Origin of the sequence: Aeromonas sp. 6P, assembly GCF_051919525.1 — a bacterium.
Taxonomy (GTDB): Bacteria; Pseudomonadota; Gammaproteobacteria; order Enterobacterales; family Aeromonadaceae; genus Aeromonas; species Aeromonas veronii.
Window position 1 is genome coordinate 2,843,009 of record NZ_JBQBEO010000002.1, and the last position, 14,924, is coordinate 2,857,932.

The 14,924-nt window shown below is 56.9% G+C and carries 11 protein-coding genes; 5 read left to right on the plus strand and 6 right to left on the minus strand.

The window, feature by feature from the left end; all coding sequences use genetic code 11:
* Window positions 1–8 precede the first annotated feature (8 nt).
* The 3 genes from malF to yejK form a co-directional block, all read right to left on the minus strand.
* Window positions 9–1,661, minus strand: a complete 1,653-nt coding sequence (gene malF / locus ACTG2J_RS13175) for a maltose ABC transporter permease MalF (protein ID WP_439997588.1) — start codon at window positions 1,659–1,661, stop codon at window positions 9–11.
* A 76-nt stretch (window positions 1,662–1,737) separates the two neighbouring features.
* Entirely contained in the window at window positions 1,738–2,919 is a 1,182-nt protein-coding gene (malE, locus tag ACTG2J_RS13180) for a maltose/maltodextrin ABC transporter substrate-binding protein MalE (RefSeq protein ID WP_439997589.1), read from the minus strand.
* Between the two features lie 410 nt (window positions 2,920–3,329).
* Window positions 3,330–4,379, minus strand: coding sequence for a nucleoid-associated protein YejK (yejK, locus tag ACTG2J_RS13185; protein ID WP_162628373.1), 1,050 nt, complete (start codon window positions 4,377–4,379; stop codon window positions 3,330–3,332).
* A 73-nt stretch (window positions 4,380–4,452) separates the two neighbouring features.
* On the opposite strand from yejK, the gene ACTG2J_RS13190 reads away from it, so the two are divergent.
* Together ACTG2J_RS13190 and ACTG2J_RS13195 are read left to right on the plus strand one after the other, a co-directional pair.
* Entirely contained in the window at window positions 4,453–4,680 is a 228-nt protein-coding gene (locus tag ACTG2J_RS13190; protein ID WP_005333874.1) for a YejL family protein, read from the plus strand.
* A 47-nt stretch (window positions 4,681–4,727) separates the two neighbouring features.
* Window positions 4,728–6,578, plus strand: a complete 1,851-nt coding sequence (locus tag ACTG2J_RS13195) for a DUF3413 domain-containing protein (protein WP_439997590.1) — start codon at window positions 4,728–4,730, stop codon at window positions 6,576–6,578.
* A gap of 84 nt (window positions 6,579–6,662) precedes the next feature.
* Here ACTG2J_RS13195 and ACTG2J_RS13200 read toward each other — a convergent pair whose 3' ends face one another.
* On the minus strand, window positions 6,663–7,448 hold the full coding sequence (locus ACTG2J_RS13200; RefSeq protein WP_429011565.1) for a MetQ/NlpA family ABC transporter substrate-binding protein: 786 nt from the start codon (window positions 7,446–7,448) through the stop codon (window positions 6,663–6,665).
* A 608-nt stretch (window positions 7,449–8,056) separates the two neighbouring features.
* Between ACTG2J_RS13200 and asp the strand changes: the two genes are divergently transcribed.
* Together asp and ACTG2J_RS13210 are read left to right on the plus strand one after the other, a co-directional pair.
* Complete coding sequence (gene asp / locus ACTG2J_RS13205) at window positions 8,057–9,931, plus strand: serine protease Asp (protein ID WP_439997591.1); 1,875 nt, start codon at window positions 8,057–8,059, stop codon at window positions 9,929–9,931.
* A gap of 18 nt (window positions 9,932–9,949) precedes the next feature.
* Entirely contained in the window at window positions 9,950–10,408 is a 459-nt protein-coding gene (locus tag ACTG2J_RS13210) for a serine protease chaperone (protein WP_113739270.1), read from the plus strand.
* 67 nt (window positions 10,409–10,475) lie between these two features.
* Here ACTG2J_RS13210 and ppsA read toward each other — a convergent pair whose 3' ends face one another.
* Window positions 10,476–12,848 carry a phosphoenolpyruvate synthase gene (ppsA, locus tag ACTG2J_RS13215; protein ID WP_439997592.1) on the minus strand — a complete coding sequence of 791 codons (2,373 nt, stop codon included), beginning with the start codon at window positions 12,846–12,848 and terminating at the stop codon, window positions 10,476–10,478.
* A gap of 347 nt (window positions 12,849–13,195) precedes the next feature.
* Between ppsA and ppsR the strand changes: the two genes are divergently transcribed.
* Window positions 13,196–14,008, plus strand: a complete 813-nt coding sequence (gene ppsR, locus ACTG2J_RS13220) for a posphoenolpyruvate synthetase regulatory kinase/phosphorylase PpsR (protein ID WP_005344832.1) — start codon at window positions 13,196–13,198, stop codon at window positions 14,006–14,008.
* 238 nt (window positions 14,009–14,246) lie between these two features.
* On the opposite strand, the gene ACTG2J_RS13225 is transcribed toward ppsR, so the two are convergent.
* Complete coding sequence (locus ACTG2J_RS13225) at window positions 14,247–14,543, minus strand: hypothetical protein (RefSeq protein WP_233267204.1); 297 nt, start codon at window positions 14,541–14,543, stop codon at window positions 14,247–14,249.
* Window positions 14,544–14,924: the final 381 nt, after the last annotated feature.

The following is a 14,924-nucleotide window of genomic DNA, read 5'->3' on the forward strand; positions in this document are numbered from 1 at the left end:
AAGCCTCCTTACAGCTGTTTGTCGGCTTTGGACAATTTCAGGTTGAGCAGCGCCAGCGCACCTACGATGAGGAAGATGGCGGTGGCGATGGCACTGGCCAGACCGTAGTCCTGACCACCCGATCCCTGGAACGCAATCCGGTAGGTGTAGCTCACCAGCAGGTCGGTGGTACCGGCCGGAGTGCTGGCACCGATGATGTCCGGAGCACCGTTGGTCAACAACTGGATAAGTACGAAGTTGTTGAAGTTGAACGCGAACGATGCAATCAACAGCGGGGTCAGCGGCTTCATCAGCAGCGGCACGGTGATCTTGAAGAAGTTCTGCACCGGACCGGCACCGTCCATGGCGGACGCTTCATAGAGATCTTCCGGGATAGCTTTGAGCAGGCCCATGCAGAGGATCATCATGTAGGGGTAGCCCAGCCAGGTGTTGACGATCAGGATCATCACCTTGGCCAGCATGGGATTGGTATACCAGTCCGGCTTGATGCCAAAGGCCGCTTCCAGGAACATGTTGATCTCACCGAAGTTCTGGTTGAACAACCCCTTGAACACCAGGATGGAGATAAACGCCGGAATCGCGTAGGGCAGGATCAACATGACCCGATAGAAGCCGCGCCCCTTGAGCGACTCCCACTGCACCAGACAGGCCAGCACCATACCGATGGCCAGAGTGAACGCCACGGAACAGGCAGAGAAGATCACGGTCCAGACGAAGATCTGCAGGAACGGCGCCTGAATACCCGGGTCAGTCACAATGCGGGCGAAGTTCTTCCAACCCACGCTGACCACAAAGCCCGGAGCGATGCCCTTGCCGACAAACTGGCCCTGATCGTCGATGTACTGGTAGAAACCGGTCTCGCCGTTGGGCAGCATCAGCTCGCCGCTCTGGTTGTCGCGCAGCAGGTTGCTGTCTTTGATCACCACCCCAGACTGAAGTTTGATACCCTCAACCAAGCGAGTGTAATGCGGCTTCTGGGCGGCAAATTTGCGCAAACCACTCAAAGTAAGATGAGCGTCCCCCTCCGGCATAACCAAATCCAGCGAACTTAAATGCACACGATGCTCTACGATCGCCCTAACTGGTGCCGCCTTGCGCTCCACATCACCAACCAGCGGTTGCAATTCAACCACTTGCGACGTGGTTTGAACCTTCCCTTCGCGAACAGCCTGCTCACGATCCTTATTGTTCATCAAAATAACGGGTTGACTGATAAAGGATTGATCATCCTGTGTCAGCAGCAGCTGAAACTGGCCATTGTCGCCACCCAGCAGGGTAAAATCGAATTCACCGCCCGCCACCTTGTAGGTTTTCTTCAGATGGTAGTCCCGCGCCTGCTCCACGGAGAGCAAGTTGACACCTGAATAATTGGTAAACGCAATGCCAATTGAGTAAACCAGCGGAAAAATGATAAATACAACCATGCCCGCTACACCCGGAAAGATGTAGCGATGGGCATAGGTCTTCTTGTTCATGAAAACATACAGACCGGTGGAAACCACCACCAGATCCAGCAGCGCGAATACCCACTCGCCACTGGCATACATCATTACGGCTGCGTAGCCGTTGAGAATGGCGACCAAGGCCGCAATGGTCCACTTGAGCCAGGAGTGCTTATCCTTCGGACCGGCATATGACTCGATAGAAGGTACTACTTCCATGCCAATTAACCTTTATAACGCCAAGAGAGACTTGAGAGAGCGGGAGGCCATATTGGCCTCCCGAGATAATGCTAAGTTACTGGACAACACGCTTGGCGGCAGCAGCAAGAGCGTCATCAACACTCTGACGACCGGAGGTAATGTTGGTCAGTGCTGATTCGACCCCCCCCCAAAAACGGGTCATTTCCGGAACAGAGGGCATAACTTCACCTGCTTGGGCACTAAGCATGGTCGCCTTGATACGTGGATCAGACTCCAGGGTCTTCTGGAAAGATTTCAGCGCAACAGCACCCAGCGGCTTGTCGGCGTTAACCGGAGTCAAACCGGCATCGGTCAGCAGGTAGTTTTCCAGGAACTCGATAGCCAGATCCTTGTTCGGGCTGGCGGCGTTGATGGTGGCACCCAGCACGCCAACGAAGGCTTTGGCCGGCTTGCCGTTCAGGGTCGGCAGCGGCGCTACGCCATACTTGATGCCGCTCTTGTCCAGGTTGCTCCAGGCCCAGGGGCCGTTGATCATCATGGCCACTTCGCCCTTGTTGAACTTGGCATCCATCACACCATAGTCAATGCCTTTATCCATATGACCATTTTTAATCATATCGGACAGGTAATTCAGACCGATTTTGGTCCCCTCATTATTAACGCCAGTATCTTTGACGTCATAACCGGTCGCGGTTTTCTTGAAGGCATAACCCCCATTAGCCGCAATCAGTGGATAGGTAAAATACGGAGAGGTATACGCCCACATGATGGCACGCTTACCATCTTTTTTGAGTTTATCGTCGATACCGGCGATCTCTTCGAAGGTTTTCGGCGGCTCGGGCAGCAGATCCTTGTTATAGATCAGGCTGACCGCTTCCATGGCAACCGGGTAGCCATAGGTTTTGCCATCGACAGTCATGGCATCCCAAGCCATAGTGTCAAACTTGGCTTTGGTTGCGGCATTCGGCGTTACTGGCAACAGCAAACCTGCTTTGACCCACTCACCGTAACGATCGTTTGCCCAGAAGAAGATGTCCGGGCCATTGCCAGTGGCGGCAGCTTGCTGGAATTTCACTTCAACCTGATCCGGGTGAGCCACAGTTACCTTGATGCCGGTTTCTGCTTCAAACTTCTTACCCACTTCAGCCAGACCGTTGTATCCCTTGTCACCGTTGATCCAGATGGTCAGCTGGCCTTCATCGATGGCAGCAGTAGCAGAGCAAGCGACGCCAAGAGTGGCCAGACCGATCAGGGATGACAGCAATTTCTTTTTCATGAGCCTTTCCTTGTTGTAGTTCCGCGCTGTAAGAGCATTGTGTGCGAGATGAATATTATCCCAAGCGGCAAACGGCTCACATGACGCAACTCGCATTTTTGAAATGCAATTACGTCATTACCTCCAAAAAATCATGAAAACATTTTCTTAAAATAGAAATAACCCCCTATTTATCGGCATAAACGACTACATTTAGTGAAATTAAATTACCATTATGAAATATAAATACGAACATGAAATGGTTTTCAAACAAGTGAAACCCCTTTCATGTGCATTATTCATGCTGGATGTGTTAACAAAACACCGAGTCACTTTCTCCAATAGCCCCTTGATGCATGAAAAAGAGACCCCGCCGGGGCGGAGTCTCTTTTTTGCCAGAAATGACGAGTTGATCACACTCGGGAGCATGACTACGACTGGCGCAGCAGCTGATCCTTGAGATTGGGCGGCACACCCTTGATGGTCAGGGTGTCGGTCTGGGGATCGTAAAAGATCCGGCTGTTCAACAACTTCTGCTCAAAACTCAGAGTCAGACCGCCGCCGGAGCCAACAAACTTGGTCAAACCACGCAGAGTAGAGCGATCCGCCGGGAAGCGCTCTTCCAGTTCATACTCCTGACCAATAAAGCTGTAAAAATCGAGGTCACCGTCACCGGGCAATTCTGCAGACAGCTCCTTGATTTCGATCTCTTCACCGGCGCTCGCCTGTTCGGTGCAATATTTGAAGACCTGCTTTTTATAGTCATTGCGCTCGGTCGGTTCCAGCTGACGACTGTCGCAATAACCTTCGACCGCCTGCAGCAAGCCTTTATTTTGTACCTTGGCATCCATGCCCTCGCGGGCACCCAGCAGATCCATAAAGAAGTCGCCCAGTTTGCGACCAATGCGCCCCTTGCTGAAGGTGATATAGCGGCGCGAATCCGGTTGGGTTTTCCATTCGGTCAAATCAATGCGGGCCACCAGATTGAGTTTGCCGATATCCAGATACTGGATATGGCGCAATTCCAGCGCTTCGCTGACGGTGACGCTCTCCTTGCCCTCCAGCAGGGCAATCAGCAGATAATCGACCCCGACGTAGTTATATTTGGCAAACAGCAGCACCCCCTGCTCATCGAGGGCGTGCTCCACCAGCTGCTTGACCAGCATCTGGGTCACGGTGACCGAGAAGGGAACGAATTCGGTCTGCTCGTCGAGCAGCTGTTCGAGGGCGATACGAAACGCGGGTGAAGGCTGCTTGGGAGCCTCTTCACCGTCGGCCAGCTCGGCGACGGCGGCCTCGGGGTCGGCAAAGAAGCCAAAGCCCTTGCCACCCTTGCCGTTGTAGATCCGATGCAGTTCCGCCATCAGTCCCTGTACCGCCTCATCAGGGGGCAGGGTCTGGCTGCGGGTATCGGCGTGGGGTTGACCATCGCCGCCCTGGCGCAAGGAGTGAAGAATGATCTTGTCGATATCGAGACTCATGTCACAAAGCCATAGTGTTAGCCGAAAGGGTGAAGTATTATAAGGCGCTTTGAACCGAGATGAACTGAAGATTATGCCTATCGTATCAAAGTACAATAACGAGCAATTTGACGCCCTGATGAACGACCTGATCACCGCGCTGGAAAAGCATAAAGCGCCGGTAGATCTCAGCCTTATGGTGCTTGGCAATCTGACCACCAATATCATCAACGGTATGGCACCGGCCCAGCGCCAGGCCATCACTGAAAAGTTTGTCCAGGCCCTGACCGCATCGGTCGATAATCGCCACGACGCACACTGAGTCCCCGACTCTGTTGATTTGACGTTTCTCAACGCAGATGGATCACTATGGTCGAAACCGGTAACCCCTATCGTGATAATGTCTCTCGCCTGATCACCTGGGGGCATTGGTTCTCCTTCTTCAACATTATTCTGGCCATGCTCATCGCCACCCGTTATCTGGGTGCCATCAGCTGGCCATCGACCACGCTTGGCGTGATCTATCTCGTTGTAAGCTGGATTGGCCACTTCTCGTTTCTGAGTTTTGTCACCTACCTGTTGACGATCTTCCCGCTCAGCTTCGTGCTGCCCAAGGAGAAGTCGTTGCGGTTCATCTCGGCCATCATCGCTACACTGGCGCTGGTGCTACTGCTGATCGACACCCAGGTATTCCGGCTGTTCAAGTTCCACCTCAACAGTCAGGTATGGCAGTTGCTGCTGGATCAGGCGCAAACCGAAGAGGGCTCAATCTGGAGCATTATCTTCGTTGCCGTGCCCACCATCTTCCTGCTGCAACTGCTGCTGTCGGCCTATGTCTGGCGCAAGATCAACAAGCGCAAGCGCCGCCAGTACGGCAATCAGGTGGGGCTGGCCCTGCTGATCTGCTTTATTCTGACCCACGTGGTCAACAGCTGGGCGGATGCGACCCTCTATCAGCCGATCACCATGCAGAGAGCCAACTTCCCCCTCTCCTACCCTATGACGGCCCGCTCCTTCCTGGCCAAACATGGCTGGCTGGATCTGGATCAGTACGAGAAGCAGGCGGCCTCCCAGGGGGATAACAGCGACAGCCGGATGCACTATCCGCTGCGCCCGCTAAACGTCAACGCCCCCCTGGCTCACAACAATCTGCTGATTGTGGTGGTCGATTCGCTGCGCTTTGACATGCTCAACAACATCAACATGCCCAATCTGCAGCGCTATGCGGATCAGCATCTGACGTTCCGCAATCACCTGAGTGGCGGCAACGACGACCTGATGGGCATGTTCAGCCTCTTCTACGGGTTGCCCGGTCACTACTACAAGGACATCAGCAGCGACAAGCGTCCGCCGGTGCTGTTCGATGAGATGCTGCGCCAGGATTACCAGTTCGGGCTGTTCGGCGCGATGGAAGATGCCCAGAAGTATCGCAAGAGCATCCTCGCCGGTCTGCGCAAACAGGTGTTTGTCTCAGAGCAGAGTGACGATGGCAAGCTGCTGACCGACTGGCAACAGTGGCTGGAGAAGCGCTCTCCCGAGCGTCCCTGGTTCTCGCTGGTCTATCTCTCGAGCCCAGGCGACTACCAGTTACCCGCCACCATGAAGGGGCCGTTCCAACCGGAGCTCGCCAACTTCAATCCGGCGACCGCCTATCGGGCGGAGAACCTGCAAAAACTCGAGAACCGCTACAAGAACTCGGTCTTCTATACCGACCAGTTGCTTGAACAGATGCTGACCAAATTGCAGTCGCAGGGGATGGACAGCAACACCATCGTCGTCATCACCTCCAACCACGGTCAGGAGTTCAACGACACCCGCAGCAACAGCTGGGGCGCAGGCAGCAACTACTCACCCTATCAGGTGCAGGTACCGCTGGTACTGGCCTGGCCGGGGCGCGGCAGTGACGTTCGGGAGCAACCGAGCAGCCATTTCGATCTGGCGCCGACCCTGATGCAGGGGATGCTGGGCGTGCGCAATCCGGCGCGCGATTACAGCGTTGGCCGCTCGCTGTTTGATACCAGCCCGCGCAACTGGCTGCTGGCCGGGGATCAGAATGACTTCGCCATCTATGAAGGGGAGACCATCACCCACTTCAACAAGCAAGGTGACTTCGAACTGCTGGAGCGCAACAGCTATCGCCCGATCAAGCACGGCACCCCGGATATGGGCGCCATGATCCAGGTGATGAACGAGCTGAACCGCTTCTATCGCAACCAGTGAAGCGCCCGTTGATGGCTTGATACCATAAAAAACGCCCCGAATTCGGGGCGTTTTTCGTTGTATAGCCGGCCACGTTCACGACAGTTAGCCACCCCACCCTTGCGGGTACTTGTAGCCGACGAAACGCTTGGCTGCATAGGCTTTGAAAGCCGCCGAGTTGTAGGCTGCCGCCACATCTTTGGCAAACGGCTGATCCGCATCTGCGCTTTTCACCACCACCCAATTGATAAAATCGTAGCTGCGCTCCAGAAACAGTCCTTCAGTGAACGGGATTCCGCTGGAGGCGGCAAAATTACCGTTGATCACCGAGAAGTCCACATCCTCGCGCGAGCGGGGCAGTTGCGCCGCCTCCAGCAACACCAGCTTGAGATTGTGCGGATTGTTCACCACATCAAACTCGCTCGCCTTGAGCGGGTTGATCCCCTCCTTGAGGGTCAGCCAACCGAGATCCTGCAACATCAGCAGAGCCCGCGCCTGATTGGTGGGATCGTTGGGGATGGCCACCGTGCTCCCCTTTTTCACCTTGTCGAGTGCCGCCAGCTTGCCGGAGTAGAGCCCCATCGGGCCAGTTGGCACTTGGGTAATGGGTGCCAGCGACAAGCCGCGATCTTTGGCAAAACTCTCCAGATAAGGTTTGTGCTGGAAGCAGTTCACATCCAGTGATCCGTCAGCCAGAGCAATATTGGGAGTCACATAGTCGGTGAACTCCACCAGCTTGACCTTATACCCCTTGGCCTCCAGCTGCGGCTTGATGGAGTCGGTCACCATGTCGGCAAAATCCCCCACCGTAGTACCAATCACAATCTCCTGTTTGGTCGGCAAGGACGCATCGGCGGCAACCGCGGAAAAAGAGAGGCTCCCGACCGCCATCGCGGCAATAAAGGTGCTGGCGCCAGCAGTGGCGCGCAAGGAAGCAGTCAAAGGAGAAGATAAAAAGGAACGAAACGGCATAGGGACTCCCTGTCAGGTACGCATCAAGCTATGGGACTGCGGCGGGGTGGCTCTCAGAGATTAAGCCCCTCAAACCGCAGCAATCTAGCCATCCAGATGGCTATTTCAATTACCATAACAGAGCCATCCACCGCCGCCAAGCAATAAACCACTGACCCACCCCCACCTCATCACTCTTGCAGGCTCACCCGAACGCATAGCTGCACTCACATTGGCACACACCACCATGCCGTTTATTTCCAAGAGCGCACGAGCCCCCCTCGGGATTGCCCCGAATCGAGATGGCTGCGGCGAAGGAGAGTCGCGAGAGGAGTGAATTACAGATAAAAAGATCAGTAGCGAGCGGTGAGAACCATTCTCAATAAAACACATAACCAGCGTCATTGGAATACCTACCATAAACCAGATCGGATTTCTTTGAACCTCATTGCGTTTTTTGAAAATGGCTCTTTTTGAACCCCTACCACCCGTGTATAGATTTCCGTCGCACTCAGGATGGTGCGATCCAAGATGGAGTTAAAAGAATAATGAAGCAAACATCGTTAGCACTGGCGATCACAGCACTGCTGTCGACCCTGCCCAGTGCGCTCGTTCAGGCAAATGAAGGTTGTGCGCCGCTCACCGGCAAGGAGAGTGGCATGGATATCGGACGCAGCAGCACCGAGCGCTGCCTGCCAGGTACCAATCCCCTGCAGGATCAGCAGTGGTATCTGCTCAACAGCGGACAGGATGGATTCAGCGCCCGTGGCGGCATAGCGGGCAATGATCTCAACCTCTGGTGGGCTCATCGCACCGGCGTGCTGGGCCAGGGAGTCAATGTGGCCGTGGTGGATGATGGTCTGGCTATCGCCCACCCGGATCTGGCGGAGAACGTGCGTCCGGGTTCGAAAAACGTGGTGACCGGCAGCGATGACCCGACACCGACCGATCCGGATACGGCCCACGGCACCTCGGTCTCCGGCATCATAGCGGCGGTAGACAACGCCATCGGCACCAAGGGGATAGCCCCGCGAGCCCAGCTGCAGGGGTTCAACCTGCTGGATGACAACAGCCAGCAGTTGCAGAAAGATTGGCTCTACGCCCTTGGCGACAGCGATGCCAGTCGCGACAACCGGGTGTTCAACCAGAGCTACGGCATGAGTGTGGTGGATCCCCGCTCTGCCAACTCTCTGGATCAATCCCAGCTTGATCGCCTGTTTGAACAGCAGACCCTCAAGGCGCAGGGCGCGGCCTATATCAAGGCCGCCGGCAACGGCTTCAACAAGATAGCGGCGGGCGGCTATGTGCTTAACCGCACCGGCAATGGCCCCAAATTGCCGTTTGAAAACAGCAATCTCGATCCCTCCAACAGCAACTTCTGGAACCTGGTGGTAAGTGCTCTCAACGCCGATGGCGTCAGATCCTCCTACTCCAGCGTCGGCAGCAACATCTTCCTGAGCGCGACCGGTGGCGAGTACGGTACCGACGCTCCGGCGATGGTGACCACGGATCTGCCCGGCTGCGACATGGGTTACAACCGCACCGACGATCCCAGCACCAACCGGCTGCACGGCAACCCGCAACTGGATGCCAGCTGCGACTACAACGGCGTGATGAACGGCACCTCCTCCGCCACCCCCAGCACCTCCGGCGCCATGGCGCTGCTGATGTCCGCCTACCCGGATCTGTCGGTGCGGGACCTGCGGGATCTGCTGGCGCGCAGCGCAACCCGGGTCGATGCCACACAGAAACCTGTGATGGTCAGCTACACCAGCAGCACCGGCAAGGTGCGTGATGTGAAAGGGCTGGAAGGGTGGGAGCGCAATGCCGCTGGCATGTGGTTCAGCCCCACTTACGGTTTTGGTCTGATCGACGTCAACAAGGCCCTTGAGCTGGCAGCCAATCACCAGCCCCTGCCCCCGCTGGTGCAACTGCCATGGCAGAAGATCAATGTCACTGGCAGTGCCGCCGCCATCCCGGATGTGGGCAACAGCCCGACCCGTTCCACAACCCGCATCGCGACACCATTGACGGTGGAAGCGGTTCAGGTGATGGTGAGCCTGGATCACCAGCGTCTGCCCGATCTGCTGATCGAACTGGTCTCCCCCGCCGGCACCCGCAGCATCCTGCTGAGCCCCTTCAACAGCCTGGTCGGCCAATCTCTCGACCAGCAGCAGCTGGGCTTTGTACGAACCAAGGGATTGCGTGACATGCGGATGCTATCCAACAAGTTCTACGGCGAATCGGCGCAAGGCACATGGCGACTGGAAGTGACCGACGTTGCCAACGGTACCCGTCAGGTCTCTCTGCTCAATCGCGAGACCCGTGAGCGTACCACCCTGACCGAGCGCAACAATCGCCAACCGGGCAAGCTGATCTCATGGTCCCTGCGGGTCCTGGGTCACGATGCCAACCGCAGCTAACACGCTAGGAGTATTACCATGAACAAACCTGTTACCTTGCTTCTGGCAACCCTGCTGGCCCCCTTCTCGGGACAGCTCTGCGCCCAGGAGTCCGTCACCATGGATGGCAAGCAGTACAGCACCATAGAGGTGAACGGCCAGACCTACCTCATTCCCGACAACGGCAGCAAGAAGCGGGTCGCCCGCAGCCTTGACAGCAAGGTCCCGCAACAGACCCTGCGCCGCGGTGACGTGTTGATGCAAGGGGCCGCCAGCCCGGAGCTGACTGTAAGCGGCACCCTGCTGGTGGAAGCTGACGATGCCAGCGCCAAGGCGCTGGCGACTCGCCACGGCCTGAACTTCAAACAGAGCAGTGGTGGTATCGCCCTGCTGGAGGCCAAATCGGGCACCGATCTCAACGCCATCGCCACCAAGCTCAAGAGCGAAGGGGTGAATGTGCAGATCGAGCTGTCGGGGGCCGAACAGCAGCCGAAATAGGTCGCGACACACAGATAACAAAGGGGGCCATTATGGCCCCCTTTCTGCTGCTCATTTTGATAGTGGCTTACTTGGCGCCATGCTGCTCCGCCAGATAGAGCCAGGTATCGACCACGGTATCGGGGTTGAGTGACACCGAATCGATCCCCTGCTCCACCAGCCAGGCAGCAAAGTCCGGATGATCAGATGGGCCCTGACCGCAGATCCCCACATACTTGCCCGCCTTGCGCGCGGCCTGAATCGCCATCGACAGCAGCGCCTTGACCGCATCGTTGCGCTCGTCGAACAGGTGGGCAATCAGCCCCGAGTCCCGATCCAGCCCAAGGGTGAGCTGGGTCATGTCATTGGAGCCGATGGAGAAGCCGTCCACGTGCTCGAGGAACTTGTCTGCCAAGAGGGCATTGCTCGGGATCTCGCACATCATGATCACCTTGAGCCCCCGCTCGCCGCGGCGCAGACCGTTCTCGGCCAGGATCTCGATCACCTGCTCCGCCTCGCCCACGGTGCGCACGAAGGGGATCATCACCTCGACGTTGGTCAACCCCATCACATCGCGCACCCGCTTGATCGCCTCGCACTCGAGGGCAAAGCAGGGGCGGAAGCTGTCGGCGATGTAGCGGGATGCGCCACGAAAACCGATCATCGGGTTCTCCTCGTGGGGCTCGTAGCCACGACCGCCCACCAGATTGGCGTACTCGTTGGACTTGAAGTCCGACATCCGCACGATCACCCGCTCCGGCCAGAAGGCGGCACCCAGAGTGGCGATCCCCTCGGTCAGCTTGGCCACGTAGAACTCACGCGGGCTGTCGTAACCGGCGATCATCTTGCCGATGGTGGCCTTGAGCTCTGGGGCTTGCTGGTCAAACTCCAGCAGCGCCTTGGGGTGCACCCCGATCATCCGGTTGATGATGAACTCAAGACGCGCCAGCCCTACGCCTGCATTAGGCAACTGGGCAAAGTCGAAAGCGCGATCCGGGTTGCCGACGTTCATCATGATCTTGATGGGCAGGCGCGGCATATTGCCCACCTCGGTCACCGCCACATCGAAGTCCAGCTCGCCGTCATAGATAAAACCGGTATCCCCTTCCGCGCAGGAGACGGTGATCCGCTGGCCCGGCTGAATATGATCGGTAGCGTTGCCACAGCCCACCACAGCCGGAATGCCCAGCTCGCGGGCGATAATGGCGGCGTGACAGGTACGGCCGCCCCGGTTGGTGACGATGGCGGAGGCCCGCTTCATGATGGGCTCCCAGTCCGGGTCGGTCATGTCGGTGACCAGCACATCGCCGGGCTGTACTTCGTCCATCTGACTGATGGAAGAGATGACCCGCGCCGGGCCCGCGCCAATCTTGTGACCGATAGCACGCCCCTCGATCAGCACCTTGCCCGCTTGCTTGAGGGCAAAACGTTCGAGGGTGTTGGCCTCCTGACGGCTGCGCACGGTTTCCGGACGGGCCTGCACTATGTAGAGTTGGCCATCCTGACCATCCTTGGCCCACTCGATATCCATCGGGCGGCCATAGTGCTGCTCAATGATGAGGGCCTGTTTCGCCAGCGCCATCACCTCCTCATCGCTGATGCAGAAGCGGCTACGCTCAGCCTCGTTGGTGTCGACAATCTTCACCTGACGGCCGTGACCAGCATCGTCAGAGTAAGTCATCTTGATAAGCTTGGAGCCGAGGGTCTTGCGTACCACCGCCGGGCGGCCCCCCTTGAGAGTCGGCTTGTGCACATAGAATTCATCCGGGTTGACCGCCCCCTGCACCACCATCTCGCCAAGACCATGGGCGCCGGTGATAAAGACCACGTCGTTGAAACCGGACTCGGTATCGAGGGTAAACATGACGCCGGAGGCGGCGAGATCCGAGCGCACCATCCGCTGCACCCCTGCCGAGAGGGCAACACCCTTGTGGTCGTAGCCCTGATGCACCCGATAGGAGATGGCGCGATCGTTGAACAGGGAAGCAAACACATGCTTGACCGCCGTCATGACGGCATCGATGCCACGTACGTTGAGGAAGGTCTCCTGCTGACCGGCAAAGGAGGCGTCCGGCATATCCTCGGCGGTGGCGGAGGAGCGCACCGCAAACGAGGCCTCGACACCGGCACTCAACTTTTCATAGGCAACCCGGATAGCCTGCTCCAGCTCGGGCTGGAACGGGGCTTCGATCACCCAGTCGCGGATCTGCTGACCGGCCCGGTTGAGGGCGGCGATATCGTCCACGTCGAGATTGTCGAGCAGATGGTGGATCTTGCCGTTGAGGCCGCTTGACTCCAGAAACTCGTTAAACGCAAAGGCGGTGGTAGCAAAGCCCCCCGGCACGGATACGCCGGCGCCAGAGAGGTTGCTGATCATCTCGCCAAGGGATGCGTTCTTGCCGCCAACTCGTTCTACGTCCTGCATTCCGAGTTGTTCGTACCAGAGCACGTACTGTTGCACTTGGATGTCTCCAGGTTGGTGGGCACCGATGCCATAGCACCTCGTGCGCCCGATTTAATCGATGAGGTTATGGGTAAGTCAGGTGCGTTATTGTCTGTTTCTTTTGTTGCCAACGACCATGAAAACGTTTTCTACTGATTTTCAAAAAAATCCCCGAGCAAGCGTTGGGGATGGTCGAATGACCGGAACATTCTACAATGGCGACACAAAAAGATAACGATTCAGGTTTGCAAGCCACTTCACAACTTGGGCACAGCAGACCGGTTGACAAAACTGGTATGGTTTCGGGAGATACTTCTCACCCCTTACCCCATGCGACCCCACCCGCGGTATCACAGGAGCCCTACGTGCACACCGTATTTTATGTTTCAGACGGCACCGCCATCACCGCCGAAGTGTTCGGCCACGCGGTACTGAGCCAGTTTCCGCTGGCCTTCGAGCAGATCACTATCCCCTTTGTGGAGACACTGGAGAAAGCCCGTCAGGTACGGATGCGGATCGACGAGCAGTTCCGCCAGACCGGGGTACGCCCCATCCTGTTTCACACCATCGTCGACCCGCTGGTACGGGAAGAGGTACTGAAATCGGAGGCGTGCGGCCACGACTTTCTCAATACCTTCGTCAGCCCGCTGGAGCAGGAACTGGGGGTAAAAGCCGAGCCCCGCCTCCACCGCACCCACGGCATGGAGAACCGCAAGCTCTATGACGATCGCATCGAGGCGGTCAACTTCGCACTGGCCAACGACGATGGCATCACCACCAAGGAGTACGATGAGGCGGACATCATCCTGATCGGGGTCTCCCGCTGCGGCAAGACCCCCACCAGCCTCTATCTGGCACTGCAGTTTGGCATTCGCGCCGCCAACTACCCCTTTATCGAGCAGGACATGGGGATGCTGGAGCTGCCCGCCCCCCTCAAGGCCAACCGTCACAAGCTGTTTGGCCTCACCATAGCGCCGCAGCGGCTGCATGAGATCCGTAACCAGCGCCGTGCCAACAGCCGCTACTCCTCCATCGAACAGTGCGAGCAGGAGCTGGCCTGCGTGGAGCGACTGTTTCGCCAGGAGGCGATTCGCTTCCTGGATACCAGCTCCCACTCGGTGGAGGAGATCAGCGCCAAGGTCCTCGAGGCGACCGGTCTGCGCCGCCAGCTCTGTTAAGCCAGCTTGACAGCTATCGGCATCAACAAAAGATAAAAATTACAGTGTCGCGGCGAAAGTCAGCTGTGGCGAACTGCAATTCACATAGATGACAGTGAAAAGCGTGGATAAAAAAGGGATAAGCACCACAAATGCTTATCCCTCTTCTTGTCGACCTTGCCGTTGTGCCCTTGTCACCTGCTGCCAGTTGCCGCTATTCGATTCCGTTCTGCTGCGCTCGGCAAACAGCCAGCGTTAACTAACGATTGAGCTCAGGGTTGTTCATCAACCTGGCATAGAAGGCCAGCAAACCGTGGCGCAGGCGAACCCGCTCCGCCAGCCAGCCGCCAACGAGCGCCCCCGTTACCCCACCCACCAGCAACAGCGACTGCCAGTAGTGCAGCAATCCCTGATCACCGAGTAACAGCCAACCCAGCAACATAATCGCGGCCACCAGCAACAACAGCGGACTGGCAGCAATCCCTAACCAGAGCGCCACCAGCACACCCCGGGCAACCCCTTGTTGCAGCACGCTTTCGCGCTCTCTGTACTCCAACTCCCTGCACTCTTCCCTGTACTCTTGCTTGTTTGGCATCATTTGCATCTATTTGTGGCTTGGCACCACAAAAGCACACCAACAAGACAAAATGTCAACAAAACAGAATTCGATTGCACAAACATCAACCAAAAACTACCAAGAAGCCTCTTCAAATCATGAAAAAGCTGCCTTTGGTACAAAATACGGCCATTAGAGATGGAAAATAGGTGCATTCATGGCGGATTATCACTATTCTGCTTCAGTTGCCAGCCAACACTAAAAAATTGAAAATGGCATGTCGTAACGAAATAAATACAGATTTCGTCAGGTTTTGGCTACGCAATGCGGCCTGCTCAGGATGAGCCCAACACCGACCAGAGACAACAGAGACGTAAGGAC

Excerpts from the sequence above, each read along its gene's own strand:
- malF (WP_439997588.1), bottom strand. The coding sequence starts at position 1,661 with ATGGAAGTAGTACCTTCTATCGAGTCATATGCCGGTCCGAAGGATAAG.
- malE (WP_439997589.1), bottom strand. The coding sequence starts at position 2,919 with ATGAAAAAGAAATTGCTGTCATCCCTGATCGGTCTGGCCACTCTTGGC.
- yejK (WP_162628373.1), bottom strand. The coding sequence starts at position 4,379 with ATGAGTCTCGATATCGACAAGATCATTCTTCACTCCTTGCGCCAGGGC.
- ACTG2J_RS13190 (WP_005333874.1), top strand. The coding sequence starts at position 4,453 with ATGCCTATCGTATCAAAGTACAATAACGAGCAATTTGACGCCCTGATG.
- ACTG2J_RS13195 (WP_439997590.1), top strand. The coding sequence starts at position 4,728 with ATGGTCGAAACCGGTAACCCCTATCGTGATAATGTCTCTCGCCTGATC.
- ACTG2J_RS13200 (WP_429011565.1), bottom strand. The coding sequence starts at position 7,448 with ATGGCGGTCGGGAGCCTCTCTTTTTCCGCGGTTGCCGCCGATGCGTCC.
- asp (WP_439997591.1), top strand. The coding sequence starts at position 8,057 with ATGAAGCAAACATCGTTAGCACTGGCGATCACAGCACTGCTGTCGACC.
- ACTG2J_RS13210 (WP_113739270.1), top strand. The coding sequence starts at position 9,950 with ATGAACAAACCTGTTACCTTGCTTCTGGCAACCCTGCTGGCCCCCTTC.